Origin of the sequence: Jannaschia seohaensis (assembly GCF_900116765.1) — a bacterium.
In the GTDB taxonomy this organism is placed as follows: Bacteria; Pseudomonadota; Alphaproteobacteria; order Rhodobacterales; family Rhodobacteraceae; genus Jannaschia; species Jannaschia seohaensis.
In genome coordinates this window covers 74,509-100,043 of record NZ_UETC01000005.1, presented here as the reverse complement: position 1 = coordinate 100,043, position 25,535 = coordinate 74,509, and the positions used below count along the sequence as shown (strand labels likewise).

Annotated in this window: 26 protein-coding genes; 11 read left to right on the top strand and 15 right to left on the bottom strand. The window is 68.4% G+C overall.

The window, feature by feature from the left end; all coding sequences use genetic code 11:
- Window positions 1-106 precede the first annotated feature (106 nt).
- Complete coding sequence (locus DTQ71_RS12330) at window positions 107-1,366, top strand: hypothetical protein (protein ID WP_109564600.1); 1,260 nt, start codon at window positions 107-109, stop codon at window positions 1,364-1,366.
- A 10-nt stretch (window positions 1,367-1,376) separates the two neighbouring features.
- Here the strand turns inward: DTQ71_RS12330 and trpA are convergent, their stop codons facing one another.
- Window positions 1,377-2,168 carry a tryptophan synthase subunit alpha gene (trpA, locus tag DTQ71_RS12325; protein ID WP_109564599.1) on the bottom strand — a complete coding sequence of 264 codons (792 nt, stop codon included), beginning with the start codon at window positions 2,166-2,168 and terminating at the stop codon, window positions 1,377-1,379.
- A gap of 111 nt (window positions 2,169-2,279) precedes the next feature.
- Between trpA and DTQ71_RS12320 the strand changes: the two genes are divergently transcribed.
- From DTQ71_RS12320 to DTQ71_RS12305, 4 genes are all read left to right on the top strand, one after another.
- The gene (locus tag DTQ71_RS12320; RefSeq protein WP_109564598.1) at window positions 2,280-2,465 is read left to right on the top strand and encodes a hypothetical protein; all 186 of its coding nucleotides are present in this window, start codon (window positions 2,280-2,282) and stop codon (window positions 2,463-2,465) included.
- 153 nt (window positions 2,466-2,618) lie between these two features.
- Entirely contained in the window at window positions 2,619-3,716 is a 1,098-nt protein-coding gene (gene ychF, locus DTQ71_RS12315) for a redox-regulated ATPase YchF (protein WP_109564597.1), read from the top strand.
- A gap of 166 nt (window positions 3,717-3,882) precedes the next feature.
- Window positions 3,883-4,449: a L,D-transpeptidase gene (locus tag DTQ71_RS12310; RefSeq protein WP_109564596.1), complete on the top strand. Its 567-nt coding sequence runs from the start codon at window positions 3,883-3,885 to the stop codon at window positions 4,447-4,449.
- Between the two features lie 74 nt (window positions 4,450-4,523).
- On the top strand, window positions 4,524-4,889 hold the full coding sequence (locus DTQ71_RS12305) for a hypothetical protein (protein WP_109564595.1): 366 nt from the start codon (window positions 4,524-4,526) through the stop codon (window positions 4,887-4,889).
- Between the two features lie 78 nt (window positions 4,890-4,967).
- On the opposite strand, the gene DTQ71_RS12300 is transcribed toward DTQ71_RS12305, so the two are convergent.
- From DTQ71_RS12300 to DTQ71_RS12260, 9 genes are all read right to left on the bottom strand, one after another.
- A complete protein-coding gene (locus DTQ71_RS12300) occupies window positions 4,968-5,768 on the bottom strand; it encodes an FAD binding domain-containing protein (RefSeq protein ID WP_109564594.1) in 801 nt (266 codons plus the stop codon).
- Window positions 5,769-5,899: 131 nt separating this feature from the next.
- Window positions 5,900-8,269, bottom strand: a complete 2,370-nt coding sequence (locus tag DTQ71_RS12295) for a xanthine dehydrogenase family protein molybdopterin-binding subunit (protein WP_109564593.1) — start codon at window positions 8,267-8,269, stop codon at window positions 5,900-5,902.
- 147 nt (window positions 8,270-8,416) lie between these two features.
- Window positions 8,417-8,908 carry a (2Fe-2S)-binding protein gene (locus tag DTQ71_RS12290; protein WP_109564592.1) on the bottom strand — a complete coding sequence of 164 codons (492 nt, stop codon included), beginning with the start codon at window positions 8,906-8,908 and terminating at the stop codon, window positions 8,417-8,419.
- An 84-nt stretch (window positions 8,909-8,992) separates the two neighbouring features.
- Window positions 8,993-9,985: a molybdopterin-binding protein gene (locus DTQ71_RS12285; protein ID WP_109564591.1), complete on the bottom strand. Its 993-nt coding sequence runs from the start codon at window positions 9,983-9,985 to the stop codon at window positions 8,993-8,995.
- Window positions 9,982-10,947 carry an XdhC family protein gene (locus DTQ71_RS12280; RefSeq protein ID WP_109564590.1) on the bottom strand — a complete coding sequence of 322 codons (966 nt, stop codon included), beginning with the start codon at window positions 10,945-10,947 and terminating at the stop codon, window positions 9,982-9,984. Before DTQ71_RS12280 ends, DTQ71_RS12285 begins: the two co-directional genes overlap by 4 nt.
- A gap of 140 nt (window positions 10,948-11,087) precedes the next feature.
- Complete coding sequence (locus DTQ71_RS23805) at window positions 11,088-13,259, bottom strand: OmpA family protein (protein ID WP_177876725.1); 2,172 nt, start codon at window positions 13,257-13,259, stop codon at window positions 11,088-11,090.
- A gap of 134 nt (window positions 13,260-13,393) precedes the next feature.
- Window positions 13,394-13,855, bottom strand: a complete 462-nt coding sequence (locus DTQ71_RS12270; protein WP_109564589.1) for a DUF1203 domain-containing protein — start codon at window positions 13,853-13,855, stop codon at window positions 13,394-13,396.
- Between the two features lie 71 nt (window positions 13,856-13,926).
- Window positions 13,927-15,159 (bottom strand): vWA domain-containing protein, encoded by a 1,233-nt coding sequence (locus tag DTQ71_RS12265; RefSeq protein WP_109564588.1) that lies wholly within the window; start codon window positions 15,157-15,159, stop codon window positions 13,927-13,929.
- Window positions 15,160-15,238: 79 nt separating this feature from the next.
- Complete coding sequence (locus DTQ71_RS12260; RefSeq protein WP_109564587.1) at window positions 15,239-16,126, bottom strand: AAA family ATPase; 888 nt, start codon at window positions 16,124-16,126, stop codon at window positions 15,239-15,241.
- 99 nt (window positions 16,127-16,225) lie between these two features.
- On the opposite strand from DTQ71_RS12260, the gene DTQ71_RS12255 reads away from it, so the two are divergent.
- Both DTQ71_RS12255 and DTQ71_RS12250 read left to right on the top strand, forming a co-directional pair.
- On the top strand, window positions 16,226-17,440 hold the full coding sequence (locus DTQ71_RS12255; protein WP_109564586.1) for an acyl-CoA dehydrogenase: 1,215 nt from the start codon (window positions 16,226-16,228) through the stop codon (window positions 17,438-17,440).
- Between the two features lie 204 nt (window positions 17,441-17,644).
- A complete protein-coding gene (locus tag DTQ71_RS12250) occupies window positions 17,645-18,073 on the top strand; it encodes a PRC-barrel domain-containing protein (RefSeq protein ID WP_245947478.1) in 429 nt (142 codons plus the stop codon).
- Window positions 18,074-18,130: 57 nt separating this feature from the next.
- Here DTQ71_RS12250 and DTQ71_RS12245 read toward each other — a convergent pair whose 3' ends face one another.
- Window positions 18,131-18,757, bottom strand: a complete 627-nt coding sequence (locus tag DTQ71_RS12245; RefSeq protein WP_109564585.1) for a DNA-3-methyladenine glycosylase I — start codon at window positions 18,755-18,757, stop codon at window positions 18,131-18,133.
- A gap of 176 nt (window positions 18,758-18,933) precedes the next feature.
- Here DTQ71_RS12245 and rpsF point away from each other — a divergent pair, with 176 nt between their 5' ends.
- The 3 genes from rpsF to rplI are packed head-to-tail and all read left to right on the top strand — an operon-like array spanning window position 18,934 to window position 20,173.
- The gene (rpsF, locus tag DTQ71_RS12240; RefSeq protein ID WP_109564584.1) at window positions 18,934-19,287 is read left to right on the top strand and encodes a 30S ribosomal protein S6; all 354 of its coding nucleotides are present in this window, start codon (window positions 18,934-18,936) and stop codon (window positions 19,285-19,287) included.
- A 12-nt stretch (window positions 19,288-19,299) separates the two neighbouring features.
- Window positions 19,300-19,527 (top strand): 30S ribosomal protein S18, encoded by a 228-nt coding sequence (gene rpsR / locus DTQ71_RS12235; RefSeq protein ID WP_109564583.1) that lies wholly within the window; start codon window positions 19,300-19,302, stop codon window positions 19,525-19,527.
- Between the two features lie 10 nt (window positions 19,528-19,537).
- Entirely contained in the window at window positions 19,538-20,173 is a 636-nt protein-coding gene (gene rplI / locus DTQ71_RS12230; RefSeq protein WP_109564582.1) for a 50S ribosomal protein L9, read from the top strand.
- Between the two features lie 495 nt (window positions 20,174-20,668).
- On the opposite strand, the gene DTQ71_RS12220 is transcribed toward rplI, so the two are convergent.
- The 4 genes from DTQ71_RS12220 to DTQ71_RS24630 form a co-directional block, all read right to left on the bottom strand.
- Entirely contained in the window at window positions 20,669-22,000 is a 1,332-nt protein-coding gene (locus DTQ71_RS12220; RefSeq protein WP_109564580.1) for a pilus assembly protein TadG-related protein, read from the bottom strand.
- Window positions 21,997-22,338 carry a hypothetical protein gene (locus tag DTQ71_RS12215; RefSeq protein ID WP_170125417.1) on the bottom strand — a complete coding sequence of 114 codons (342 nt, stop codon included), beginning with the start codon at window positions 22,336-22,338 and terminating at the stop codon, window positions 21,997-21,999. The genes DTQ71_RS12220 and DTQ71_RS12215 overlap by 4 nt, the downstream gene beginning before the upstream one ends.
- 60 nt (window positions 22,339-22,398) lie before the next feature.
- The gene (locus DTQ71_RS12210; RefSeq protein WP_109564578.1) at window positions 22,399-22,824 is read right to left on the bottom strand and encodes a TadE/TadG family type IV pilus assembly protein; all 426 of its coding nucleotides are present in this window, start codon (window positions 22,822-22,824) and stop codon (window positions 22,399-22,401) included.
- A gap of 365 nt (window positions 22,825-23,189) precedes the next feature.
- On the bottom strand, window positions 23,190-23,312 hold the full coding sequence (locus tag DTQ71_RS24630) for a four-helix bundle copper-binding protein (protein WP_281271240.1): 123 nt from the start codon (window positions 23,310-23,312) through the stop codon (window positions 23,190-23,192).
- A gap of 147 nt (window positions 23,313-23,459) precedes the next feature.
- On the opposite strand from DTQ71_RS24630, the gene DTQ71_RS12205 reads away from it, so the two are divergent.
- Window positions 23,460-25,418, top strand: a complete 1,959-nt coding sequence (locus DTQ71_RS12205) for a bifunctional 2',3'-cyclic-nucleotide 2'-phosphodiesterase/3'-nucleotidase (RefSeq protein WP_109564577.1) — start codon at window positions 23,460-23,462, stop codon at window positions 25,416-25,418.
- Window positions 25,419-25,535 lie beyond the last annotated feature (117 nt).

Here is a 25,535-nt window from a genome sequence, read left to right as displayed (position 1 = left end):
ATCTTCACGTGATCGAAACCGGCCGATGGTGTAGGCTTACGAAACGTCATCTTTGGCCTGCGGTCCGCACCGCAAGGCTCGCGTTTTTCTTGTGCCCCCAGTTCCATTGAAACCCGAGGATTTTCCGAAGAGCGCGATCCGATTCGCCCATCCCTGCACTTTCCTGATTCCGAACCCGGCCCTGGCCGATGACATCGAATTCGAAGCCGTCTGGAATGACGGCAGCATCGCCGCACAGGCCGGCGCGGCCTTGCCGCTCGACGACGTCCTCGCCACCGGCGAGCAGATCGCGCAATCGGGGATGTTCCTGTTCGATGTCGAGTTGGAGCGGTTCAACGGCGAAACCTTCTATCACGGGGTGTTCCGCACCGAAGTCACAAACAGCACGACCAAGATGTCCCCGCCGATGCCGCGCCCGGCCTTCACCGCGGAGCGCGATACGCGGATCGCCGATGGCCAGGAACTGGTCGACATGGAAACGGTCGAGATCGGCGGCGAAGTCCTCTATGTCGGCCTCTGGCGGCAGGGAGATGGGCCGAGCGCCGTCTCCGCGCTGCGCGATTTCGGTGCGTTCGGGCCCTTCGCCGCCGAGCAGACGGCGGCGGGCCGGACCCTGGCCGATCTGGAATTGCGCCGCGTCGTCCCGGATCAGCAGCCGCCTCCGACCGGCGTCAGCACCGCCGACTTCCCCGATACGCCCGACTGGATCGAGTTCCGCTCCGGGGCCGGAAGCCGGGACATCACGATCCGCTTCAGCCCGACGCTGCCGCCGCCGAATTATCGCCTGTCGCTCCATGTCGACCAGCTGCCGGTTCTGCCGCTGGACGAGACGGGCTTTCCGGTGATGCCGGACAATTTCTGCGGGCTGCGGATCTTCGACCCCGATCGGACGCTCTGGCTCGACGAGGACAACCATACGATCGACACGCCGCAATCCCCGAACCCGTCCTTTCCGACCGTCGATTACAGCGCGTCGACCGAGCTTGAGACCTTCGCGCTCTCGGGCGTTACCTTCACGGGACCGATGGGCGCCTGCGCCGGGTCGAACGACCCCTGGCGCTTCGATTTCCCCCTCACCGACACCAGCACGGGCGGGCCACCAAACCGGACCTTCGTGGCCGATCTGGCCAGCGAGGTCGCCTTCCTGAACCACAACGTTCCGCTGGAGACGCCCTTCCAGCCCGGGCTGAAGCCGAAGGACTACTTCAAGCCGGAAATCGCGGATCTGATCAAAGCCATCGCGAAGGCCTGGGAAGAGGGCGAGGACGGGACGGGCTATTGCGAAAGCCTGGCCGACTTCGTGGACGCGCTCTGTGAGGCGGGCGACCAGAGCTGCCCGCTGGAGAACCCGTCGGAGAACTGCTGACCCGCCGCCGTCAGGCGGAATGCGCCCCGTCCGCCAGCGATTTCACATAGGCCAGCACGTCGGCCACGCTGTCGCCCTTGCCGATGCGCTCGACGATGGCGGAGCCGACGACGCAGCCATCGGCCACGCCCGCGATCTCGCGCGCGGCCTCGGGCGTCTTGATGCCGAAGCCCACGATGACCGGCAGGTCGGTCTTCGCCTTGATCCGCGCGACCTCGGGTCCGACCTTCGCGGCCGAGGCCGCGCCCGTCCCGGTGATCCCGGTGATCGAGACGTAATAGACGAAACCGGAGGTGTTCTGGAGCACCTTGGGCAGGCGCTTGTCGTCGGTGGTGGGCGTGGCGAGCCGGATGAAGTTCATCCCCGCCGCCTGGGCGGGCAGGCAGAGCTCGTCATCTTCCTCGGGCGGCAGGTCCACCACGATCAACCCATCGACCCCGGCCTCGGTCGCCTCGGCCAGGAAGCGGTCGACGCCCTTGGAATAGATCGGGTTGTAGTAGCCCATCAACACGACGGGCGTGGTGTCGTCCTCCGCCCGGAGCGCGCGGACGATGTCGAGCGTGCGGTCGAGCGTCATGCCCCCCTCCAGCGCGCGCTGCCCGGCAAGCTGGATGGTCGGGCCGTCGGCCATCGGATCGGTGAAGGGCACGCCCAGCTCGATCACGTCGACGCCGGCAGCGGGCAGGCCCTTGACGATCTCGGTCGCGGTCTCGGCATCCGGGTCCCCGGCCATCACATAGGCGACGAAGGCGCGGCGGCCTTCCTGGGCGAGGCGGGCGAAGGTGGCATCGATGCGGGTCATGGAACGCTCCGGTCTGGCTGGCCGAGGGGTGCCCGAGCCGGGCGGCAAGGTCAATCGTGGACAGGCGCCAAGGCTCTGGACGGGGGGGAAGCCCGTGCCCATGTCACCCATATGAACTATCTGCTCGCCCTCCTGCTGCCCCCTTTGTCGATCCTGCTCGCCAGGCGGCCGATCCTGGGGATCGTCGTCTTCTTCATCTGGGTCCCGGCGCTGTTCTTCTCGGGCGGCCTGACCCATCCGATGTTCATCCTGCTGGCCTGGTTCATCATCTTCGAGCGGCGCAACAAGCCTCTCTAGCGCCGCACAGGCGGAGAGCGCCGGGGGTTTCACACCCCCGGACCCCCGTGGGATATTTTTACAGGGAAGAAGAGGGGCGCCTCGGAGCGGGAGGTCCACTTGCCCCTGCCAGGGCGCGAGGCTAAGCGGGCGCGGGCCGCGAAGGAGAGCGTCATGGGTTTCAAGATGGGCATCGTGGGTCTGCCGAATGTCGGCAAGTCGACCCTGTTCAACGCGCTGACCAAGACCGCCGCCGCGCAGGCGGCCAATTTTCCGTTCTGCACGATCGACCCGAATGTGGGCGACGTGGCCGTGCCCGACGCGCGGCTCGACACCCTGGCCGAGATCGCCAAGTCCAAGCAGAAGATCCCGGCCCGCATGACCTTCGTGGACATTGCCGGTCTGGTGAAGGGGGCCTCCAAGGGGGAGGGGCTGGGCAACCAGTTCCTGGCCAACATCCGCGAGACCGACGCCATCGCCCATGTGCTGCGCTGCTTCGAGGATGGGGACGTGACCCATGTGGAGGGCCGCGTGAACCCGGTCGAGGATGCCGAGGTGATCGAGACCGAGCTGATGATCGCCGATATGGAATCGATCGAGAAGCGGCTCCAGGGCCTAAGCCGCAAGGTACGCGGCGGCGACAAGGACGCGGTCCAGCAGGAGCGGCTGCTGAAGGCCGCACTGGCCGCGCTGGAAGAGGGGCGCCCGGCCCGCTCGCTGGAGATCGACCCGGAGGACGCGCGCGCCTGGAGCCTGTTGCAGTTGCTGACGGCGAAGCCGATCCTTTACGTCTGCAACGTGGACGAGGCTTCGGCCGCGAGTGGCAATGCGCATTCCGAAGCGGTCGCCAAGATGGCCGCCGCGCAGGGCGCCGCGCATGTCGTCATCTCGGCCCAGATCGAAGAGGAGATCGCACAGCTTTCCGACGAGGAGGCGGCGGAGTTCCTGGCGGAGATGGGGCTGGAGGAGGCCGGGCTCGACCGGCTGATCCGCGCAGGCTATGCGCTCCTGTCGCTGGAGACCTATTTCACCGTCGGCCCCAAGGAGGCGCGGGCCTGGACGATTCCCGTCGGCACGACCGCGCCCAAGGCGGCGGGCGTGATCCATGGCGATTTCGAGAAAGGCTTCATCCGGGCCGAGACCATCTCCTACGAGGATTTCGTCGCGCTGGGCGGCGAGCAGGCCGCCAAGGAGGCGGGCAAGATGCGGGCCGAGGGCAAGGGATACACCGTACGCGACGGCGACGTGCTGCATTTCCTGTTCAACACCTGACCTGCTGCGGCGCTGCGGGCACGGCTCCGCCCCGATACGCGGGATCGTGAACGGCGAAACCTTGCGCGCCGCCGCGCGTTTCCGTGATAGAAAGACAACCTGCGGGACGACCCCTCCGCATGCCCCCCTGCCAGGGGTGTTCGGGTTCTTGGAAGGAGCGATTGAGATGCACAGACGTGACGTATTGATGGGCGGTGCGGCCGTCGGCCTTCTGGGCCTCGCGGCCGTGGAACCGGCCGGGGCACAGACCTCGCCCGCGTCGCTTTTGCCGGTCGAGGTCGATATCCGGCCGGAGATCCCCGCCAACGAGCTGCACGTGATTCCCGACAGCTTCATGCTCTACTGGACCCTGCCGGGGGCGCGGGCGATCCGCTACATGGTCGGGGTCGGCCGGCCGGGCCTTTACGAGAGCGGCGAATTCTATGTCGGCGCGAAGAAGGAATGGCCCTCCTGGACGCCGACCAAGTCGATGATCGAACGCAACCCCGCCTACAAGGAGTGGGAAGACGGGATGCCCGGCGGGCCGGACAACCCGCTCGGCGCGCGCGCGCTCTATCTATTCGAGCCGGGACGCGGCGACACCTATCTGCGGATCCACGGCACGAACGCCCCATCGACCATCGGGTCCGCTGTGTCGAACGGCTGCGCGCGTCTGGTGAACGACCAGGCGATCGACCTCTACAACCGGGTGCCGCTCCGCTCGCGGGTCGTGCTGCATCCGAAAATGGTCTGACCGTCCCCATGACGCCGCGCCTGCCGGGGGCGGCGTTAACCGTTTCGTAACCCTATTACGGGGAGGGTGGCGTCATGTCGCGCCTCGTCCTCCTCGCTCTTCCTCTCCTCTCGGCCTGCGTCGCGAGCGAACCGGTCTCCGTGAGCCCGGTCGCGCTGCGCGCGGAGGACGCCCAGATCGCGCAGACCCATATTCGCGAAGCCCTGCGCGATCCCGAAGGCGCGCGCTTTCGCAACGCCCGGCAATTCGCGACCGCGGGCGGGGATCAGATCATCTGCGGGGAATACAACGCGACCAACGGGTTTGGCGGCTATGTCGGCTACACGCCCTATTACGTGCGGTTGCGCGAGGGCCTCGTCGACGTCGCGCATATCACCGGAGGGATGGCCGCGGTCGGATGCAGGAAAGCGCGCGAAGGGTTGGTGAACGTCCGCGCGTGAGCGGGGCGCGCGTCGACCACCTCCGACGTGATCGCCATGCGGGCGGAGCCGCGCGCCGGGGCGCGCGGCGGGGATGCTTCACTGCGCAGAGCGAACGGCGCGGGCGGTCAGCACCTTGCAGAGATGGGCCCGGTATTCCGGCGTGCCATGCAGGTCCGAAATCATGTCATTGGAGGGCGGGGTCAGGCCCTCGATCGCGGCTGGGGAGAAATCGCCGCTCAGCGCCGCCTCCGCCTCGGACCAACGGAAGACGCCATCGGTCGAGGCCCCGGTGATCGCGACGCGCACGCCGTCAGCGTATTTCGCTACGAAGACCGCGACCAGCGGGAAGCGGGAGGCGGGCTGGAGCATCTTCTCGTAGGCGGCCTTCTCCGGGATCGGGAAAGCGACCTTGGTGATGATCTCGCCCTCTTCCAAGGCGGTGGCGAACATGCCCTGGAAGTAATCGTCCGCCGCGATCTCGCGCGATCCGTTCGGCCCGGTCGCGGTGATCGTCGCCCCGGAGCCCAGCGCGCCGGCGGGATAGCACGCGGAGGGGTCGTTATTGGCGATGCTGCCGCCCACGGTGCCGCGGGTGCGCACCGCCGGGTCGCCAATCCGGCCCGCGAGGGAGGCGAGCGCCGGGTAGCTGGCCGCCGCCTCGCGCGCGACGGTGGCATGGGTGGCGCCGCCGCCTAGGGTCAGGACGCCATCCGCGGCGGAGATGCCGCGCATCTCGCTGATCCCGGTCAGCGAGACGAACGTCTCGGCCTGGGCGAGCCGGGCCTTCATCGTCGGCAACAGGGTCTGGCCGCCAGCGATGGGCTGCGCGTCCTCGCCCTGAAGCGCGCTGACCGCGTCGGCGATGGTGGTCGGGCGGGTGAGGGTAAAGTCGTACATGGGTGGTCTCTCCGTGACCGGCGTGGCCGGGGGGCCAGCCCCCCGGACCCCCCGGGATATTTGAGCAGGGAAGAAAAAGGGGCCTTTCCTTCCTGCGATGGGCGGGGCGGCGTTCTGGCCGCCCCGAGGACTCACTTCGCGGCGTTCATCGCCGACCAGACCCGCGCCGGGGTCAGGGGCATGTCGATATGGCGCACGTCATGGCCGCCCGATTGCAGGGCGTCGATCACCGCGTTGACGACCGAGGGGGGCGAGCCGATGGCCCCCGCCTCGCCACAGCCCTTCACGCCCAGCGGATTGTGGGTGCAGGGCGTCTGCGACGAGTGGTCGACCTGGAACATCGGCATGTCATGGGCCCGCGGCATCGCGTAATCCATGTAGGACGCGCTGAGCAGCTGGCCGTCGGCGTCGTAGGCGCAGTTCTCCAGGAGCGCCTGTCCGATGCCCTGGGCCAGCCCGCCATGGACCTGACCCTCGACGATCATCGGGTTGACGACATTGCCGAAATCGTCGGCGGCGGCCATGGCGAGGATGTCCACCTTGCCGGTCTCGGGATCGACCTCCACCTCGCAGGCATAGGCGCCGGCGGGATAGGTGAAGTTGTTCGGGTCGTAGAACGCCGTCTCCTCCAGGCCGGGCTCGATCTCGTCCAGCGGGTAGTTGTGGGGCACATAGGCCGCGAGGGTCACATCGCCCCAGGCCAGTTCCTTGTCGGTGCCGGCGACGGTGAACTTGCCGTCCTTGAGCTCGATATCGTCGGCGGAGGCCTCCATCAGGTGGGAGGCGATCTTCTTGGCCTTGGCGATGATCTTCTCGGTCGCGCGCACCATGGCCGAGCCGCCCACCGCCAGCGAGCGGGAGCCGTAGGTGCCCATGCCCATGGGCGTATTGGCGGTGTCGCCATGGACGATCTCGACCTGGCCCTCGTCGATGCCGATCATGTCGGCCACGACCTGGGCGAAGGAGGTCTCGTGTCCCTGCCCGTGGCTGTGCGAGCCTGTCATGACGACCAGGCCGCCGGTCGCGTTCACGCGGACGGTGGCGGATTCGTAGAGACCCGCGCGAGCGCCGAGCTGGCCCACCAGCTGCGAGGGCGCGATCCCGCAGGCCTCGATATAGCAGTTGATGCCGAGACCGCGGAGCTTGCCGTTGGCCTCGCTCTGCCTGCGCCGTTCGGCGAAGCCGTCGCGGTCGATCATCGCGAGCAGCTTCGTCATCGTGCCTTCGTAGTCGCCGGTGTCGTATTCGACGGCCACGGGGGTGGCATAGGGGAACTCGGTGATAAAGTTCTGACGGCGGAGTGCCACCGGATCGACGCCCAGCTCGCGCGCGGCCATGTCGATGACCCGCTCCAGCTGGAAGGTGGCCTCGGGCCGGCCCGCGCCGCGATAGGCATCGACAGGGACGGTGTTGGTGAAGACCGCCTTCACGTTGGTGTAGATCAGCGGCGTCTTGTAGTTGCCCGCCAAGAGCGTGCCGTGCAGCCAGGTCGGGACCGAGGGCGCGAAGGTCGACAGATAGGCGCCCATGTTGGCGTAGGTCTGGCAGCGGATCGCGGTGAAGTTGTTGTCCGCGTCGAGCGCCAGTTCGATCTTGGTGACATGGTCGCGGCCATGGGCGTCGGACATGAACGCCTCGGAGCGGGTCGAGGTCCACTTGACCGGGCGCTGCAACTCCTTGGCGGCGAAAGTGCAGAACGCCTCCTCCGCGTAGTGGAAGATCTTGGTGCCGAAGCCGCCGCCCACATCGGGGGCGACCACGCGCAGCTTGTGCTCGGGGATGCCGAGGACAAAGGCGCCCATCAGCAGGCGGATCACATGGGGGTTCTGCGAGGTGGTGTAGAGCGTCGACTCGTCGGAATGCAGCGCGTAGTCGCCAACGGCGACGCGGGGCTCCATCGGGTTGGCGACGAGGCGGTTGTTTACCAATTCCAGCGTGGTGACATGGGCGGCCTCGGCCACGGCCTTATCGACGGCCTCCTTGTTCTCCTGGACGAAGCCCCAGTCGTAGCAGAGGTTCGAGGTCAGGTCGTCATGGACCTTGGGCGCGCCCTCGGCCAGGGCGGCCTTCATGTCGATGACGGCGGGCAGCGTCTCGATGTCGGGAACGATGGCCTCGGCGGCGTCGCGGGCCTGCGCGGCGGTCTCGGCGACGACGGCGGCGATGGGGTCGCCGACATGGCGGACCTTGCCATCGGCCAGGATCGGGTGCTTGGGCTCCTGCATGGGATTGCCGTCGATCGAGGTGATCTGCCAGCCGCAGGGGAGGCCGCCGACGCCCTCGAAATCCTTGGCGGTGAAGACGCGGAGCACGCCAGGCATTCCCTCCGCCGCCGAGGTGTCGATCCCGTTGATACGGCCATGGGCCACGTCCGAGCGCAGGAAGGCGACATGGGCCTGCCCCGCGACGTTGATATCGTCGGTGTAGCGGCCCTTGCCCGTAAGGAAGCGCGCGTCCTCCCGGCGCTTGGAGCTCGCTCCGATTCCGTGATCCTTCGGCATGTCTCTCTCCCTGTGTGGCGGCGCCGGTCGCGGCGCGCGCGCCCTCTCCTCGAGGGGGCGACTGATGGCTAAGGGTGGGGGCGCGGCTCCTCCCGTCCGCGCCCCCGGGCAGGGGCTGGCCCGTGCGGCTGGCCCGCCCCTATCTCGTCACTCGGCGGCGACCGCGGGCGGCGCCACGTCCTGCCCCGAGGCGGCCATCACCGCCTTGACGATGTTGTGATAGCCGGTGCAGCGGCAGATATTGCCTTCGAGGTAGTGGCGCACCTCGGCCTCGGTCGGCTTGGGGTTCTCCTTGAGCAGCGACGCCGCCGCCATCACCATGCCCGGTGTGCAAAAACCGCATTGCAGCCCGTGATGCTCCCGGAAGGCGGCTTGGATCGTACCCAGCGAGCCGTCGGCATTGGCCATACCCTCGATCGTGGTGACCTCGGCGCCGGCGATGTCCTGCACCAGGACGGAGCAGGCCTTCACCGGCTCCCCGTCCACATGAACGAGACAGGCGCCACATTGCGACGTGTCGCAGCCGACATGGGTGCCGGTAAGGCGCAGCCCCTCGCGCAGAAACTCCACCAGCAGCGTCCGGCCCTCGGCCGGGGCCGAACGTTCCTTACCGTTGACGGTCAAGGTGACGTTTTCCATCTCTGAATCCTCCCTGTTGGGCGTAGGTAAGCACAGGCGAAGCGGGTGGGGAACCGCAAATTCGCCGCAGCCCGCAGGCCGCGTTCAGCGCCGCCGTTCCCGCGGCTGCGGGCGCGTCGGAATTTCCTTGAGCAGGCCGCCGACGCCCATCGCGGGAATGTCGATTTCGCACGGAGACTGGCCGCAGATCACCCGCTCCAGCACCCAATCGGCCCCGTTGAGCGCCGGCGAGCGGGCGCAGCCCGGCAAGCCGATTACCGGCCGGTCGCCCAGCATGCCGAGGAACAGGAGGTTCCCCGGATCGACTGGCATCCCGTAATGGATGACGCACCCGCCCGCGCCCCGCACCCCCTCGGGGGCCACGTCGCGCACGTCGCTGGTGGCGGAGGCCGTCAGGATCAGCAGAAGCTCGCCTGGCGCCGCCCGCAGCGCCTCGGAGATATCCCGCGCGGCATGGGGCACGGTGACCCGCTCCGAAAGGGCCACGCCGAAGCGGTCGAGGCGCGCCGCCATGGCGCGCCGCCCCTTGTCGGGGAGCGGCTCGGCCCCCAGCCGCGTCTCGATCAGCGTGGCGGAGGCGAGGGCCGGGCCAAGCAGCGTCATCGCCCCCGCCGCCTGGGCGCAGGCCGCATCCAGCGCGTCGCCCGGCACCGCGAAAGGGATGATCTTGATCGTCGCGGCGAGGCCGCCTTCGGGCAGGCGCTGCCAGGAGGGCACGGTGGCGACGGTGATTCCGGGATCGACGCGGTTGGCCGCGTCGATGGCGGCTGTGTCGATGGCGACGATGCCCGACCCCCTGGCGCGCAGGTTCACGCGCCCGGTCCCGGCGGCGCTCGGCTCCAGCCCTGGTCCGGCGATGGCGAGGGCGAACCGGTCGGCGGCGGCGTCTTCGTCCACGTCGCCGGGGTCGAGCCGGGCCACGATCACCTCGCTCCGGCCCGCGGCGATCAGGGCGCCGATGTGATCCGCCGTCAGCACGGTGCCCTTGGGGATGCGCCCATCCCCCGGCCGGCCCTCGGCCGCATGGGCGAGCACATGGCCCTCGGCTTCGGCCACCGGGACGGGCCCGAATCTCATGGGCGGCGCAGGGCCTGGATCATGGCCGCCAGGATCGCGACGGCGATCTCGCCCGGGCTGCGCGCGCCAATATCAAGGCCGATGGGCGCGTCGATCCGGGCGATCTCCTCGGCGGTGAGCCCGGCCTCGGCAAGCCGCGCCACGCGCTTGGCATGGGTGCGGGTGGAGCCGAGCGCGCCAACATAGAAGGCAGGCGAGCGCAGCGCCTCGATCAGCGCGGGGTCGTCGAGCTTCGGGTCATGGGTCAGCAGAACCACGGCACTGCGGGCGTCCGGGGCGAAGGCGCGCATGGCCTCGTCGGGCCAGTCATGGACCAGGGGCGTCTCCGGGAACCGGGCGGCGGAGGCGAACGCCTCGCGCGGGTCGATGACGGTCGGGGCATAGCCCGCCAGCCGCGCCATCGGGACCAGCGCCTGGGCGATATGCACGCCCCCCACCACCGCAAGCCTGAGCGGCGGCGCGTGCAGGGTGACGAAGCGCGCGCTCTCGGGCTCGAACCCGCTGCCGGTGGCGCGCAGCCGCTCGGCCACGTCGGAGGTCAGATGCGTCGCGCCGGTCTCGATATCGACGACCTGCCCCACGGGCTCGGAGCGGTCGCGGCGGGTGGTCAGTTCCTCCAGCAGGTCGGGAGGCAGCGTGCCGCCCACCGGCTCCAGCAGAATGCGGATGGTGCCGCCACAGGCGAGGCCCACCGCGAACGCCTCGTCGTCAGAGACGCCGTATTCCAGCACCCGGTGCCGCCCGTCGCCCATCGCGTCCAGCGCCTCGGCCACGACCGCGCCCTCGACGCAGCCGCCCGAGACGGAGCCGACAAGCTCCGCGTCCTCCGAGATAGCGAGCTGCGATCCGACCGGCCGGGGCGCGCTGCCCCAGGTCTCGATCACGGTCGCCAGCGCCGCGCCCTTGCCCGCGCGGTGCCAGTCCAGCGCCGCCTTGGGCGCGTCGTCCAGGCTCTCCCGCATGTCTTCCCCTTCTTCTGGCCCTTCTTCTGGCCGAAAATACTCCGGGGGTCCGGGGGCTGGCCCCCGGTCCCGTCCCATCCATACGCGGAACGGCCCGCCTCTTTCCAGAGACGGGCCGCCCGGCGCGCATCACGGCAAGATCAGTTCGCCGCCGCCGTGCGCAGCAGCCCGGTGATCTGCCGCACCGTGGCCCGGCGGTTGGCCCGCTCATCGCCGAGGGTCTGAACCTTCAGGAACTGCTCGCCATAGCCCTGCACGACCATATTCTCGACCGGAACGCCGAAATACTCGTTCAGCGCCAGCGCCAGGCTTTCCGCCCGGCGATCCGAGAGGGCGAGGTTGTAGGCCGCGTCGCCCACCGCATCCGTGTGGCCCTCGATCAGGAACACTTCGCGCGGGTTCTCGCGGATGGCCTCCAGCACGAGACGGGCGAGGTCGGTCAGGTTGCGGGCCTGCTCCGGCGCGATGGCGGCGGAGCCCGAGGCGAAGGTCACATCCGCCACCTCGAAGGCCGGGGCCAGCGCGCGCACTTCGGGGATGTTGCGCACCTGGGCCAGCGAAAAGCGGCGGTCGACTGCGGGCGAGGTCAGCCCGGCCTCGCGCATCAGTGCGTCCCGCAGCGGGTCGTCGCTGGGCGCGACGCCGAGTCCCGCAAGCGGGTCCAAGGCCGAGCCCGCCCGGGCCACCACCGGTTGATCCGGCAGCTGCGAGACATCGACGGGCGCGACCTCCCGGGTGTCGTCGATCAGCACGAATTCCTCGCCATTCGGCTCGATCAGCGTCCGGCGCAGCACGCGCAGCGAGGCGTCGCGGATCGTGACGACCTTGCTGCCATCCTCGCGGGTGAAGGTGGTACGGGTCGAGCCGTCCTCGAAGTTTTCCGTGCGTACGTTGGAGCCCGGCTGCCGCAGCAAAGCGTCGTCATCCTTGAGCACCTGCAGATCGCCATCGTCGCGCTGCACCACCACCCGGTCGCCGGAATTCGACACGACGCGGTTGCGGTTGCTCAGCAGCGTCCCGACAGCCAAGGCGCCCAGCGCGCCCAGCGCCAGCTTCTGGCTGCGCGACAGGCCGCCATCATCGTCGTCGGTCACGACGGCGGTGGTGTCGAAATCGTCCGCGGAAGAGCGGACCTCGCCCAGCGCGACCGTCTCTTCCACGACCTCGGTGCTGGCACCACCGGCGGCGGCGGCGGTCGCGGCCTGACCGTCGAGGGCCCCGGCGGCGCGTTCCGCCGCTTGGCGTTCGGCCTCGGTCAGCTCGGGTTCCCCGCGTTGGGCGACCTCGTCGGCGATGCGGCTCTCCGGCAGATTGGCCCGGATCCGCTCGGCCACCGCGATCTGGCCGTCTTCCTCCAGCTTGTCGGCGATGCAGGCGCGCAGAGTCGTGCGGCGGACCTGTCCCAGCTCGGCGCGGCAGGCCTCCAGCGCCGCCTCACGGGTCAGCGGCATCCGATCCGGGTCCGGCGGCGTCTCCGCCTCGGCCTGCGCCTGGGCCGCGCGCGCGGCGGCGGCCTCGGCGGCGGCGGCCTCCTCGGCGAGGACCGTGCGGACGCGCTCGGCTTGGCGGGTCTGACCCGCCGCTTCGAACTCGTCAGCGACGCAGGCGCCGACGATCTGGCGGTCGCGGGTGTTCAGCCGGTCGACGCAGATGCGGATGGCTTCGTCCCGGGTGAGGCGGGACGCCTCCTCGGCGGCGCGACGGGCGGCCTCGGCTTCCGCCTCGGCGGCGCGCTGCTCGGCTTGGCGGCGTTCTTCGGCGGCGCGGGCTTCCTCGGCGGCACGCTGTTCGGCCTGCCGGCGGTCTTCCGCGGCGCGGGCCTCTTCGGCCTGTCGCCGTTCCTCTGCCTCGCGCGCCTCCTGGGCAGCCCGCGCCGCCTGACGCCGCTCTTCGGCGAGCACCTCGCGGACCCGCTGCGCCTGCTCGACCTGCCCCGCGGCCTCCAGTTCATCGGCGACGCAGGCGCCGACCGTCTGGCGGTCGTCGGACTCGAGCCGTTCCCGGCAGATCTGGATGGCGCGGTCGCGGTCCATCGGGGGGGCCGCCTCTTCGGCGGCGGCGGCATCGGCGGCCTCCTGCTCCAGAATGCGGCGTGCCTCGTCGGCGGCGCCCTGCTGTCCGCGGGCCTCGAATTCCTCGACCACGCAGGCCCCCACGGTCTGGCGATCCCGGGAGCCGGTCTTTTCCACGCAGAGCTGAATCGCCTGCTCGCGATTGAGCCGCTCCTGCGCGTGCAGCGGTAGCGTGACGGGGGGCACCGCCAGCGCGAGCGAGGCGCATATGGCAGCGAGATGAGAGACGGGACGGCGCATATGCGACCTCCTGAAGGAACATGTTCGGGGGCGTGTGCCCCCATTGGCAGGGTTATGCGTGGCCGGTTGGATATGCGATAGCGGCCGTGCGCGCGACCCAACGCCGCCCGGGCGCGGCCGGTTCCGCCCCACCGCTACCCGGCCACGGCACGGGCGAGGAAGCAGTTGTTCCGGGCGGAGCGGATATCGACGAAGGCCACATCCTCGCGCTCGAGTCGCTCCTCAATCTCTGCGCCGAGCGCGCCCGAGGGCACGACGGCGCCTGTGCCATAGAGGATCCGATGATCGGCCGAGTAGGCCTTGATCAGATAGTCCGGGGAGACCGCCATGACCGGCGGCAGGCCGGGCGCGTTCCAGGCCGTGCAGGCTTCGGCATGCAGGAAGACCGGCCCGGTCTCGGCATAGGGCTGCGGCGCGGGAAAGGGCCGCGCCGCGAGGATTAGCATCTCGTCGCCCTCCGAGATGTCGTGCAGGCAATTGCGGCAGGGGGTGCCCGCGCCCGGAGAGGTGGCCCGCTCCGGGGGCTGTCCGTTGGCGTCGGGGCCGCCGGCCCGAATGGCGGCGACGAAGGCGGGGTCAAGCGGGGTGATGCGCATGGGGCGTCCTTTCTCTGAGGCCCCGTGCCTGGCGCAGGGCGCGGGCGTCGCGCGACCCGGATCCTGCGCGATCAGCCGCGCAGACGCGCCAGCTCGCCCACGTCATCCGGGCGCGACAACGCCTCGGCCAGGCCCTCCAGCGCGCCGATCGAGTGGCCCGCCCGCAGGCTGTCGACATGGGGCAGCAGGGCGCGGATGCCCTGGGCCTTGGGCGCGAAGCCGTCCCAGCGCAGGAGCGGGTTGAGCCAGATCACCTTGCGCGCCGTCAGGTGCAGGCGCCGCGCTTCGTGCTCCAGCATGGCGGGATCTCCCCGGTCCAGCCCATCCGTCACCAGGAGGACCACGGCCCCCTGCCCCAGCACGCGCCGCGACCAGTCCCGGTTGAAGGCGTGTAGCGCGTCGCCGATCCGCGTGCCGCCCTCCCAATCCTGGGCCTCCGCGCCGGCGGCGGCCAATGCGGCATCCACGTCGCGGGTGCGCAGATGGCGGGTGATATTGGTCAGCCGGGTGCCGAAGGTGAAGGCATGCACCTCGGCCCAACCCTGCCCCTGCCGGTTGGCCACGGCATGAAGGAAGTGCAGCAGCGCCCGCGAATAGGACGACATCGACCCCGAAATGTCGCAGAGCGCGACGAGATTGGGCCAGCGCGTCCGAGGCCGCGCGCGCTTGAGCGCCTGGATCTCGCCCCGGCGAAGCGCGGCGCGCAGCGTGGCGCGGCGATCGATTCGGCCCTTTGGGGCGGCTTCGGTTCGGCGCGAGGGCAGCGGACGGACCGGCAGCGCCAGCGTCGAGAGAATGCGCCTGGCCTCGGCCATCTCGGCGGTGGACATCTGCTCGAAATCGAGGGTGCGGAGCCGTTCCTTGCCGGAGGCGGTGGCGGTCGCGTCGATCTCGACCTCTTCCTCGGGCGCCTCGTCGCTTTCCTGCGGGCGCTCCTCGGCCTGGTCGAGCAGCGCTTCGGCGGCCCGCTTCTCGGCGGGCTTGGCGCGCCGCTCCTCCTGGACGCCGCGCACGGTCGGGGTCAGCAGGCCCATCATGTGCTCGAGGTAGCGCGGGTCGCGCCAGTAAAGGCGAAAAAGCTGGTCGAAGATCGCGCGATGCTCGGGTCGCTGCACGAAGACGGCCTGGAGCGTATGGTGGAAATCGGCGCGGTCGGTAAAGCCCGCCGCCGCGACGGCCTCGGTCGCGAGCAGCAAGCGGTCAGGGCCGACCGGCACCCCCGCGCGGCGCAGCGCGGCGGCGAAATAGGCGATGTTGCCGGCGAGCTTCGGGTGCTCGGGGAGGTCGAGGGGGGCGTGCTCCATGGCGGATGGCGGACCGGGGGCTAGCCCCCGGACCCCCAAGGTATTTGAGGCAAGATGAGGGAGGGCGCGACCATGTCGATCAGGCGATCTCCGCCCGGACCTCGTCGAGAATGCGCTTGGCCTCGGATCCTTGGAGCTTCTGGATGTCGTCCTGATATTTGAGCAGCGCGCCGAGCGTGTCGGAGATGACCTCGGGCGAGAGCTCGATCATGTCGAGGGCCAGAAGGCATTTCGCCCAGTCGAGCGTCTCGGCGACGCCGGGCTTCTTGAAGAGATCCTCGGTGCGCAGCCGCTGCACGAAGGCCACGACCTCGCGGCTCAGGCGTTCGGACGCCTCGGGGGCGCGGGCGGCGAGGATCTCCATCTCGCGCTCATGGCTGGGATAGTCGACCCAATGGTAGAGGCAGCGGCGCTTGAGCGCATCGTGGACCTCGCGGGTGCGGTTGGAGGTGAGGATCACGATGGGCGGCTCGGGCGCCTTGACCGTGCCGGTCTCGGGGATGGTGACCTGGAAGTCCGAGAGCGCCTCCAGCAGGAAGGCCTCGAAGGGGGCGTCGGTGCGGTCGATCTCGTCGATCAGCAGGACCGGGGCGCCGCCCGGCTGCGGGCGCATCGCCTCCAGCAGGGGGCGCGCGATCAGGAATTCGTCGGAGAAGAGATCGGGCGGGGTTTCTCCGGTGGCCTCGGCCCGGCGCAGCGCGATCATCTGTGCGGCGAAGTTCCACTCATAGACGGCGGAGGCGGCGTCGAGCCCCTCATAGCATTGCAGGCGGATGAGGCGGCGGCCCATCGCGGCGGCGAGGGCCTTGGCGATTTCGGTCTTGCCGGTGCCCGCCTCCCCCTCCAGGAAGAGCGGCCGCTGGAGCGTCAGCGCCAGGAAGGTCACCGTGGCCAGCGCCCGGCCGCATACGTAGTTCTGGGCGGCCAGCGCGGCCTGCACGTCGTCGATGCTGTTCATGGCCGACATGGGGCATGGGGCGCGGGCGCGGGTCAACCTGCGACCTGCCTGCGCGTTGCGCGAAGGGCACGGACGGTCTATTTGCGGCGCAACCCACAGGAGAACGCCATGAAGGATATCGCATCCGAGGGGCACGGCCCCGACCTGTCCGCTTTCGTCTGGGACGACCCGCTGCGTCTGGAGGACCAGTTGAGCGAGGAGGAGCGGATGCTGCGCGACGCGGCGCGCACCTTCGCCGAGACCGAGCTGGCGCCGATCGTGCGCGAGGCCTATGCTAAGGAGACGTCCAATCCCGGCCTGTTCAAGAAGATGGGCGACGCCGGTCTTCTGGGCGTGACCATTCCGGAGGAATATGGCGGTCTCGGCGCCGGTTACGTGACCTATGGCCTCGTCGCGCGCGAGATCGAGCGGGTCGATAGCGGCTACCGCTCGATGATGTCGGTGCAGTCCTCGCTCGTGATGTATCCGATCCATGCCTACGGCTCCGAGGAGCAGAAGCAGAAATATCTGCCGGGGCTCGCTGCCGGGGATCTGATCGGCTGTTTCGGCCTGACAGAGCCCGATGCCGGATCGGACCCCGCCGGAATGAAGACGCGGGCGGAGAAGACCGACACGGGCTACCGCCTGACCGGGTCCAAGATGTGGATCTCCAATGCGCCCTTCGCCGATGTCTTCGTCGTCTGGGCCAAGTCCGACGCCCATGACGGCAAGATTCGAGGCTTCGTGCTGGAAAAGGGCATGACCGGGCTCTCGGCGCCGACGATCAAGGGCAAGCAGTCTTTGCGCGCCTCAACCACCGGCGAGATCGTGATGGACGGGGTCGAGGTCGGCGAGGATGCTCTGCTGCCTGGGGTTTCGGGGCTCAAGGGACCGTTCGGCTGCCTCAACCGCGCGCGCTACGGCATCAGTTGGGGCGTGATGGGGGCGGCGGAGGCGTGCTGGCACCAGGCGCGGCAATACACGCTGGACCGCAAACAGTTCGGCCGCCCCCTGGCGCAGACCCAGCTGGTCCAGAAAAAGCTCGCCGACATGCAGACCGAGATCGCGCTGGGCCTGCAAGGCTCGTTGCAGCTGGGACGCATGATGGAGGCGGGCACGGCCGCGCCCGAGGCCATCTCGCTGATGAAGCGGAACAATTGCGGCAAGGCGCTGGACGTGGCGCGGCTGGCGCGCGACATGCATGGCGGCAACGGGATCTCCGAGGAATATGGCGTGATCCGCCACATGATGAACTTGGAGACGGTCAACACCTATGAAGGCACCCATGACGTCCACGCGCTGATCTTGGGCCGGGCGCAGACCGGGCTTCAGGCGTTCTTCTAAGGACAGCCGGAACGAGCCGCCCGACCCTGTCGGGTCGCGGCGTCGGCGGCGGTCCCTCCGGGGGCCGCCGCTTTGCGTTCCAGGGGGCCTGACCGCGCGCCCAGCACTGCGACAGATTTTCTTCCAGACTCGAACGCCGCCAGCACTGAGGCGCGGCGAGCTACGTTGTCTGCGCACCAGCCCGCAAACAGACAGGCACGCGACTTGGTTCGCTTCCTGACCTCCACCACACTCGCCGCCGCCTTGGTGGCGCCCCTGGCCGCTCAGGCTCAGATGGTCGACATTTCCGAGTTGATCCGCACCCGCGACATCACCGGCGCGCCGGTCCATTCCATCGCCGCTCAGTATGACGAGACAACCTGGGGCGAAACCGAAGGCTCTTGGGATGCGTTCGACATCAATGGCGACGGAGTCAACCAGATCGGCGAGATCGAAGACGTCGTGCTCAACCCGTCCGGCGAGAAGGTCGGCGTCGTGGCCGAAATCGGCGGCTTCCTCGACCCGGGCGACAAGCACGTGATGGTCGAGGTGGGCGATGTCCGCCTCGTCGCGATCGACGATGCGAATTACGCCTATGTCACCCGGCTGAGCGAAGAGCAGCTGGAGTCGCTGGAAAGCGTGGATGAGGCCTAGTTCGACTGAGCCCGTCCCTGACGCCACGAGATCGGGGCCCCGCGCGGGGCCCCCTTTTCATGCCGGCGGGACGAAATCCGCCCGCGCGGCAGAGCAGGCGGGCCGCAACGGGCAGCCCTCCAGGTGGTCGTTGACCAGACCCAGCCCTTGGAACACGCCGTAGCAGACCACCGGACCGACCCAGTGCCACCCCTCGGCCTTGAGCCGCCGGGCCAGCCGCGCGGCCGAAGCGTTGGTCGGATTGGCCCGCATCCAGTCGAGGGTCATGCGGTCGGGGCGCTCCTCCGGCCCCGGCTCATGGGCCCAAAGCAGCCCGGGCAAGCCGCCGGGCCGGGCGCGCAGAGCGCGGGCGAGCCGGGCGTTGTGCAGGCAGGCGCGGAGCTTGCGTTCGTTATGCACGACCCCATCGGCGCGCATCAGACGCGCCAGGTCCAGCACCCCATACTCCGCCACCCGGTCCAGCGCGAAGCCGTCGAACGCCTCCCGCACAAGCTCACGGCGCCGCAGGAGGTTGCCGAAATTGAGCCCCGAGGCAAGAATCTCCAGGCAGAATTTCTCGAAGATGCGGGTCTCGTCCGCCGAGGGGCGCCCGTATTCGTTGTCGTGATAGGCGCGAACGGCCGGGTTGTCCGGCTGCCAGGCGCAATGCACCACCCCGTCCGCGTCCTGATGCAGGCCATCCATGCCGGCACCTTGCCGCCGCCCCGCGCCGGCGTCCAGCGACGGCACGGCTTGCGCGCGGCGCTCAGACGTGTATGGAGCGCGGACCCGTCGACACGATGACCCGCGTGGCCTCTCGTGACCGGAGGACGGGCCTCGATCCGGTCTATGAAACACGCGTTACAAGAACAGGAGCACACATGCCGCTCTATGAGCATGTCATGATCGCGCGTCAGGATCTGTCCAACGCGCAGGCCGAAGGCCTTGTCGAACACTTCTCCACCGTTCTCGCGGATAATGGCGGCACCGTCGTCGACAGCGAGTATTGGGGCGTCAAGACGATGGCCTACAAGATCAACAAAAACCGCAAGGGCCATTACGCCTTCCTGCGCACCGACGCGCCCTCGGCCGCCGTGCAGGAGATGGAGCGCCTCGCCCGCCTGCATGACGACGTCATGCGCGTGCTGACCGTCAAGGTCGACGCCCACGAGGAAGGCCCCTCGATCCAGATGCAAAAGCGCGACGAGCGGGATTCCCGCCGCGAGCGCCGTTAAGGAGACCGGACAATGGCTGCCAAACCCTTCTTCCGCCGCCGCAAGACCGATCCCTTCGCCGGTCCCAACGCGCCCAAGATCGACTACAAGGACACCCGCCTGCTGCAGCGCTATATCAGCGAGCGCGGCAAGATCGTCCCGTCCCGCATCACCGCCGTCTCGGCTAAGAACCAGCGCAAGCTGGCCCAGGCGATCAAGCGCGCGCGCTTCCTGGCGCTGCTGCCCTACGCCGTGAAGTGAGGAGACAGAGATGCAACTGATCCTGCTGGAACGCGTGGCCAAACTCGGCCAGATGGGCGACGTCGTCGACGTCAAGCCCGGCTATGCGCGCAACTATCTGCTGCCCCAGGGCAAGGCGCTGACCGCCTCCGAGGCCAATGTCGCCGCCTTCGAGAGCCGCAAGGCCCAGCTTGAGGCCGACAACCTCGAGTCGAAGAAAGAGGCCGAAGCGATGGCCGGCCGTCTCGGCGGCCAGCAATTCGTCGTCATCCGCCAGGCCTCCGACGCGGGCGCGCTCTATGGCTCCGTCTCGACCCGCGATGCGGCCGAGGTGGCGACCGAGGGCGGCTTCACGCTGCATCGCGGCCAGGTCGCGCTGCAAGCGCCGATCAAGTATCTCGGCCTGCACAAGGTGACCGTGGTGCTGCACCCCGAGGTCGAGGTCGAGATCGAGCTCAACGTCGCCCGCTCCCCCGAGGAAGCGGAGCTTCAGGCCGCCGGCAAGTCCATCCAGGAGCTGGCCGCCGAGGAAGAGGCCGCGGCCGAGTTCGAGATCCAGGAGCTGTTCGACGATATCGGCGGCGCCGCGGACGATTTCGGCGACGATAGCGGCCCGGTGTCGACGCCCGAGGGCCGCTCCGGCGGCGACGACCAGCCGGACGTCTGAGGCATCGGAGTTTGCGAGATGCAAGGCCGCCCTTCGGGGCGGCCTTTTTCTTTCGAGACTTGCACGGAGTGGCCGCCGATGGTGGCCCCGACCAAAAGACGGACGACGCGCTCGTCCTCAGGGCCGCGGAGACAGCGGATGGTCCAGCCCTGCTCCTCGCAGGCACATCCGACGGGGAGCCGATTTCAATGGGCGGCCGGTCTGGCGCGATCTTAGTTGAGGGTGCCTTGTTGCATGCTGGGAGAGAATTGGCCGACGCACGCGAGTTCGTGGCGAGCGGCGACCTGACCTTCTCCTGATGCGAGACGGGTTCCGAGCCGGGTCAATCTGCGCTCCGGAAGCGGTCTTCCCTCCGGTCCCCTGCCATATCCGTCCGGGAAGGATCTGCGGCCTGTCTTCTCTTGCAAGCTGGGGCGGGCCTTCGCGCGGCCCCAGGCGCGCCGAGCGCCTGGGATCGTTCCGCTCAAATCTGTTCCAGTAAGATCTTCCGACGCGTCAGAACACGATCCGGTAGTATCGCTGCTTGTACCATTCAGGGAGCCCTTCGACTCCACAGAACCCGATCGTGCCGCCTGCGGTCGCGGAGACGTACGCATCGCTGACGACGTGCGCGCCATCGATGCCGCCGGTATCGGCAACGAAACTGACCGGACCGCCCGCAATCACACGCGAACCGAAGATCCGGAAGCTCGCGGGGACGCGCATACCCCCCAGTGTAAAGAACTGTGCGCCGCCACCTGGGGCGCAGTCATCGTCGAGGCCCATCCGGATGCCGGACGCCCCGGTGATCGAGTCGAGCGACGGGCTCGTTGTGACCAGGTTCACGTCCTCCGCCGCCGCGTCGGCCCCGAAGGCGACCTCGCAATTCGTAATTAGCACGCCCCGGCGCAAGACCGTGCCGCCCGCGACGCGCACGCGCTGGTTGGAACTGTTGCACGTGACTTCGTGGATCCGGCCAGGCTGCCAGGTGGTTTCGTCGATCACGCTCTGCCAGGAGAGCGTCACCGGAAAATGGGTCGTGAGGTAGTCCGGATAGATCGGCGATGTGGGATCGGTCAGGCCGGCGCGCATGATCGCGACGCGCTCGGCCGCGTTGATCTCGTAATAGGAGTCCCGCATGGCCTCCCGGAGGCCGTCATTCGATTCCCAGCCGCTGCTCGGAAGCACGATGTCGTTGCGGTCGGGCATCGAGACGATCACACCTTCCTCGTAGGTGTTGTTGCTCGAGACCTCGACATAACCGTTGGAATGAATGCAGAAACCTTGTGTGTAGTAGTTGTTACTGGTGACGTCGACATACTCCTCGCCGACGAAGCCCTCGAGCATGCATCGCGGCTCGAAGGTATAGGCGACCGACTTGCGCAAGACGCTGAAGGAGTCCTGACCAACGATCCGCAGAAGGAACGCGCCGACCGGATTGCCGCGGGCCTCGATGCGCGCGGTGTCGACCATGACGGCGTCCTTAGCTCCGGTGGAGGCGACGAAGGTGCGCAGCGTCTCGTCCCAGAGGCCGAAGACCACGTCGTCCGTCGTGATCACCTGGCCGTTCGCCGCGGCCGGAAGCGACCGTTCCACGACGTCCAGTGCGATCTGCGCCGCCTCCGTTTCGGTCTGGGTCTGACGCGCCACGAGCGCGGCGTGCGCTGCGCTGTCCGCGGCGGCCTGGAGCTTGGTGCGCGTCAGGAAAGCGTGCGAGACGTCGAGCGCCAAGCCGGCCATCCCGCAGCAGGCCATGAACAGGAACAGCCCGAAGACCGTGATGCCCCCGGATTCGTCGGTGGCGAACGCGCGGCGTGACCGCTTGGAGGGTCTGAAAGCTCGTATCATGGTATCCACTCCACTCGATGCATGGCGGCGAAGGAGACCGACGTGACCCCGACGGCGTCCAGAAGCCCGGTGGGGTCGATGGCGCTCCAAGGAATTGTGACCGTCGTATCGACCATGTTCCCGACAAGAGTCACGGTCGCATCCGCGCCCGCATAGAACGACGCGATTTGCGTCTCGATATATGTCTCGGTCTCCTCCACGGTCTTGAACTGACCGATTGAGAGTTGCCGGTGGCCCTCATGGATGCCGCGCGTCACGGCGACGTAGCCTTGCAGGGCGAGGCTCGCCCCCAAAGTGGTCAACAGCAGTCCAACGACGAGAACGACCCAGAACAACACCTCCACAGTGGCAGTGCCGCTTTCAGATCGTATGAAGCCCAAGAGGCGCGCGCGCATTTGTCAGACCTCCGGGTTCTCTTTGAACTGGCTGACCGCGATCGTGAGTTGCACGTCGTTGGAGAGCCGCGAGATGATCCCGAGCATCTCGATCGAAGAGACGTTGACCTGGAGTTGTGTCCGCACCACGCCGAGACTGACCGTGCTGCTGATCGTCGGCGGCAGCGTACTGCTCGGCGCAACCTTCTGCCCGATGTAGTCCACCACTTCGAGGTCAGTTTCGAAGACACCAAGCGAACGCAGCCGCGTGCCGTCCTCGGCAATCCTCATGAGGTTGGACCGGCTGAAGAGCACATAGGAAAGGTCTGCGACAAGCATGAACAGGGACAGGACGAGCGGCATCCAGAGGAGAACCGATATCGTCTCCATGCCCCCGCTCTCGTCTCGGACGAACCGCAGCATGTCATCGGCAACGTCAGCCATCATCATTCAACTCTATCGACCAGAACGAAATACTACTGTCTCTCCCATTGGACATCAGTGCGGCGGGTTCAGGGCTTGAAGCGGAAAGTGCCGGGGCAGAATAAAGGTCCCCCCGCCGGCCGAGCGACAAAGGGGGCCACGGAGAGCCATTGGCGCTGTATGGGAAACCGGATTTGCGCAAAATACGCATCAATCGTCGCCGGGGCGGCGGCTGCTCTCGAAAACGTCCGACCCGACACCACTTTCGTGGCAGCCCCTTGCCCTGTGGCGTCATCCCAAAGCCAAGCCACGGAGCGCGCGACAGGACACGCGCAGACCGTCCGATGATGTGAGTCTCCGCCTTTAAAGCGGCACACTCACATAACCCCGCCTCACAGGTTCGCCGCCGCGACCCGGCAGTTGTCGGCGCAGTCGCCGCACATCTTGGCGCAGCGGGTGCAGTGCGCCTCGTCATGGCGCGCGCCCGCGCCCCGCCAGCTCCGGGCGCTCGGCACACGTCCTGTCGATGAGCATGAACGGTCGTCTGCCCGTTCAGCAGGCAATTGCCCCTCCTCGGCCCGGTTCCACCCAGCGCATGTCACAAAACCGATGAGCATTCGGGCGAAGCATGTAACGTCGCATCATCAGAGACGGAGAATCCGATGCCCTTCACCCGCCGCGACTTTCTTGCCAAGACGGCCGCCACCGGCCTCGTCATGGTCCACCCCTTCGCCGCCCGCGCCCAGGCGGGGCAGGCCCACCTGCGCATCGCCGAGACGACCGACCTGCATGTCCATGTCTGGCCCTACGACTATTACGGCGACCGGCAGGTCGATACGGTCGGCCTGGCCCGCACCGCCGCCCTGATCGACGACCTTCGCGCCGAATCGGGCAACGCCCTGGTCCTCGACAATGGCGACTTTCTGCAAGGCAACCCGATGGGCGACTACATCGCCTATGAGCGGGGGATGAAGGAGGGGGACATGCACCCCATCATCACCGCCATGAACACGGTCGGCTTCGACGCGGCCACCATCGGCAATCACGAGTTCAACTACGGGCTCGACTTCCTGATGAAGGCCCTGGCCGGGGCCGAGTTCCCGGTGGTTCTGGCCAATGTCGCCAAGACCATGGGCGCCACCCCTGCCCAGGACGACACCCTGGTGCCGCCTTATGTCATCCTTGAGCGCCAGATCACAGATGGCGCCGGCGAGACGGCGCCGATCAAGATCGGCATCATCGGCTTCACCCCGCCCCAGATCATGACTTGGGACCGCCGCCATCTGGAGGGCAACGTCTCGGTCCGCGACATCGTCAAGACCGCCGAGGCCTATGTGCCGCAGATGCGCGAGGCGGGCGCCGACATCGTCATCGCGCTCAGCCACTCGGGGATCGGCCCAGCGGCCTATGAGGAGATGATGGAGAACGCCTCCGTCCCGCTCGCCGCCGTGCCCGGCATCGACGTCGTCCTGACCGGCCACCACCACCGGGAGTTCCCGGGCAGCGCCTATAAGGGCGTGGAGGGCGTGGACGCCGCCGCTGGCACGATCCACGGCAAGCCCGCCGTCATGCCCGGCTTCTGGGGCTCGCATATGGGCCTGGTCGACCTGATGCTTGAGCGGGACGGCACGGGCTGGCGCATCGCCGCCTCGGAGCAGACCCTGCGGCCCATCGCGGTGCGGCAGGAGGACCGCTCCTGGCAGCCGCAGGTCGAGAGCGCGGCGGACGTCCTGGCCGCGACCGAGGCGGAGCACGAGGCCACCCTCGCCTATGTCCGCCGCGCGGTCGGCAAGACCGACGCGCCGCTCCACAGCTATTTCGCGCTGGTGGCCGACGACCCGTCGGTGCAGATCGTCTCCAACGCCCAGCGCTGGTATGTCGAGCCTCTGCTGGTCGGCACCGCGCATGAGGGGCTGCCGGTCCTGTCGGCTGCCGCGCCTTTCAAGGCGGGCGGGCGCGGTGGCGCGGAATACTTCACCGACGTGCCCGCGGGCGACGTGGCGATCCGCAACGTGGCCGACCTCTACCTCTATCCCAACACGGTGCGCGCCGTGCGCGTGACCGGCCAGCAGGTGAAGGACTGGCTGGAGCGTTCTGCCGGGATGTTCAACCAGATCGAGCCGGGCGCCCAGGATGCCGTCCTGCTCAACCCGGACTTCCCCTCCTACAATTTCGACGTGATCGACGGCGTGGAGTATCAGATCGATCTGAGCCAGCCCGCCCGCTTCGACCGCGACGGCGCGGTGGTGAACCCGGACGCGAACCGGATCGTGAACCTGACCTATCAGGGCGCCCCGATCGACCCGGAGCAGGAATTCGTCATCGCCACCAACAATTACCGCGCGGGCGGCGGCGGCAGCTTCCCCGGGGCGGATGGCTCGACCGTCATCTTGGAGGCGCCGGACACGAACCGCGACGTGATCGTCCGCTATATCGTGGAGCAGGGCACGATCTCGCCCTCGGCCGACGCGAACTGGTCCTTCGTTCCGATGGAAGGCACGACCGCGATCTTCGAGACCGGCCCGGGCGGCGCGGCCTATGCCGACGGCGTGCCCGGTGTGACGCTGGAGGAGTTGGACGTCTCGGAGGACGGATTCCTGCGGTTCCGAATGACGATGTGACGGCGGCGGGGGGCGCGACGGGCTCGATTTAGCCGCTGACGGACCCGCCAGATCGATCGGGAGGACCGGGGGCCAGCCCCCGGACCCCCGGGATATTTGGGCAGGGAAGAAGGGAGG

Bases quoted from the DNA above. Each gene is read 5' to 3' on its own strand.
- trpA (WP_109564599.1), bottom strand. From the start codon at position 2,168: ATGACCCGCATCGATGCCACCTTCGCCCGCCTCGCCCAGGAAGGCCGC.
- DTQ71_RS12320 (WP_109564598.1), top strand. From the start codon at position 2,280: ATGAACTATCTGCTCGCCCTCCTGCTGCCCCCTTTGTCGATCCTGCTC.
- ychF (WP_109564597.1), top strand. From the start codon at position 2,619: ATGGGTTTCAAGATGGGCATCGTGGGTCTGCCGAATGTCGGCAAGTCG.
- DTQ71_RS12310 (WP_109564596.1), top strand. From the start codon at position 3,883: ATGCACAGACGTGACGTATTGATGGGCGGTGCGGCCGTCGGCCTTCTG.
- DTQ71_RS12305 (WP_109564595.1), top strand. From the start codon at position 4,524: ATGTCGCGCCTCGTCCTCCTCGCTCTTCCTCTCCTCTCGGCCTGCGTC.
- DTQ71_RS12300 (WP_109564594.1), bottom strand. From the start codon at position 5,768: ATGTACGACTTTACCCTCACCCGCCCGACCACCATCGCCGACGCGGTC.
- DTQ71_RS12295 (WP_109564593.1), bottom strand. From the start codon at position 8,269: ATGCCGAAGGATCACGGAATCGGAGCGAGCTCCAAGCGCCGGGAGGAC.
- DTQ71_RS12290 (WP_109564592.1), bottom strand. From the start codon at position 8,908: ATGGAAAACGTCACCTTGACCGTCAACGGTAAGGAACGTTCGGCCCCG.
- DTQ71_RS12285 (WP_109564591.1), bottom strand. From the start codon at position 9,985: ATGAGATTCGGGCCCGTCCCGGTGGCCGAAGCCGAGGGCCATGTGCTC.
- DTQ71_RS12280 (WP_109564590.1), bottom strand. From the start codon at position 10,947: ATGCGGGAGAGCCTGGACGACGCGCCCAAGGCGGCGCTGGACTGGCAC.
- DTQ71_RS23805 (WP_177876725.1), bottom strand. From the start codon at position 13,259: ATGCGCCGTCCCGTCTCTCATCTCGCTGCCATATGCGCCTCGCTCGCG.
- DTQ71_RS12270 (WP_109564589.1), bottom strand. From the start codon at position 13,855: ATGCGCATCACCCCGCTTGACCCCGCCTTCGTCGCCGCCATTCGGGCC.
- DTQ71_RS12265 (WP_109564588.1), bottom strand. From the start codon at position 15,159: ATGGAGCACGCCCCCCTCGACCTCCCCGAGCACCCGAAGCTCGCCGGC.
- DTQ71_RS12260 (WP_109564587.1), bottom strand. From the start codon at position 16,126: ATGTCGGCCATGAACAGCATCGACGACGTGCAGGCCGCGCTGGCCGCC.
- DTQ71_RS12255 (WP_109564586.1), top strand. From the start codon at position 16,226: ATGAAGGATATCGCATCCGAGGGGCACGGCCCCGACCTGTCCGCTTTC.
- DTQ71_RS12245 (WP_109564585.1), bottom strand. From the start codon at position 18,757: ATGGATGGCCTGCATCAGGACGCGGACGGGGTGGTGCATTGCGCCTGG.
- rpsF (WP_109564584.1), top strand. From the start codon at position 18,934: ATGCCGCTCTATGAGCATGTCATGATCGCGCGTCAGGATCTGTCCAAC.
- rpsR (WP_109564583.1), top strand. From the start codon at position 19,300: ATGGCTGCCAAACCCTTCTTCCGCCGCCGCAAGACCGATCCCTTCGCC.
- rplI (WP_109564582.1), top strand. From the start codon at position 19,538: ATGCAACTGATCCTGCTGGAACGCGTGGCCAAACTCGGCCAGATGGGC.
- DTQ71_RS12220 (WP_109564580.1), bottom strand. From the start codon at position 22,000: ATGATACGAGCTTTCAGACCCTCCAAGCGGTCACGCCGCGCGTTCGCC.
- DTQ71_RS12210 (WP_109564578.1), bottom strand. From the start codon at position 22,824: ATGATGATGGCTGACGTTGCCGATGACATGCTGCGGTTCGTCCGAGAC.
- DTQ71_RS12205 (WP_109564577.1), top strand. From the start codon at position 23,460: ATGCCCTTCACCCGCCGCGACTTTCTTGCCAAGACGGCCGCCACCGGC.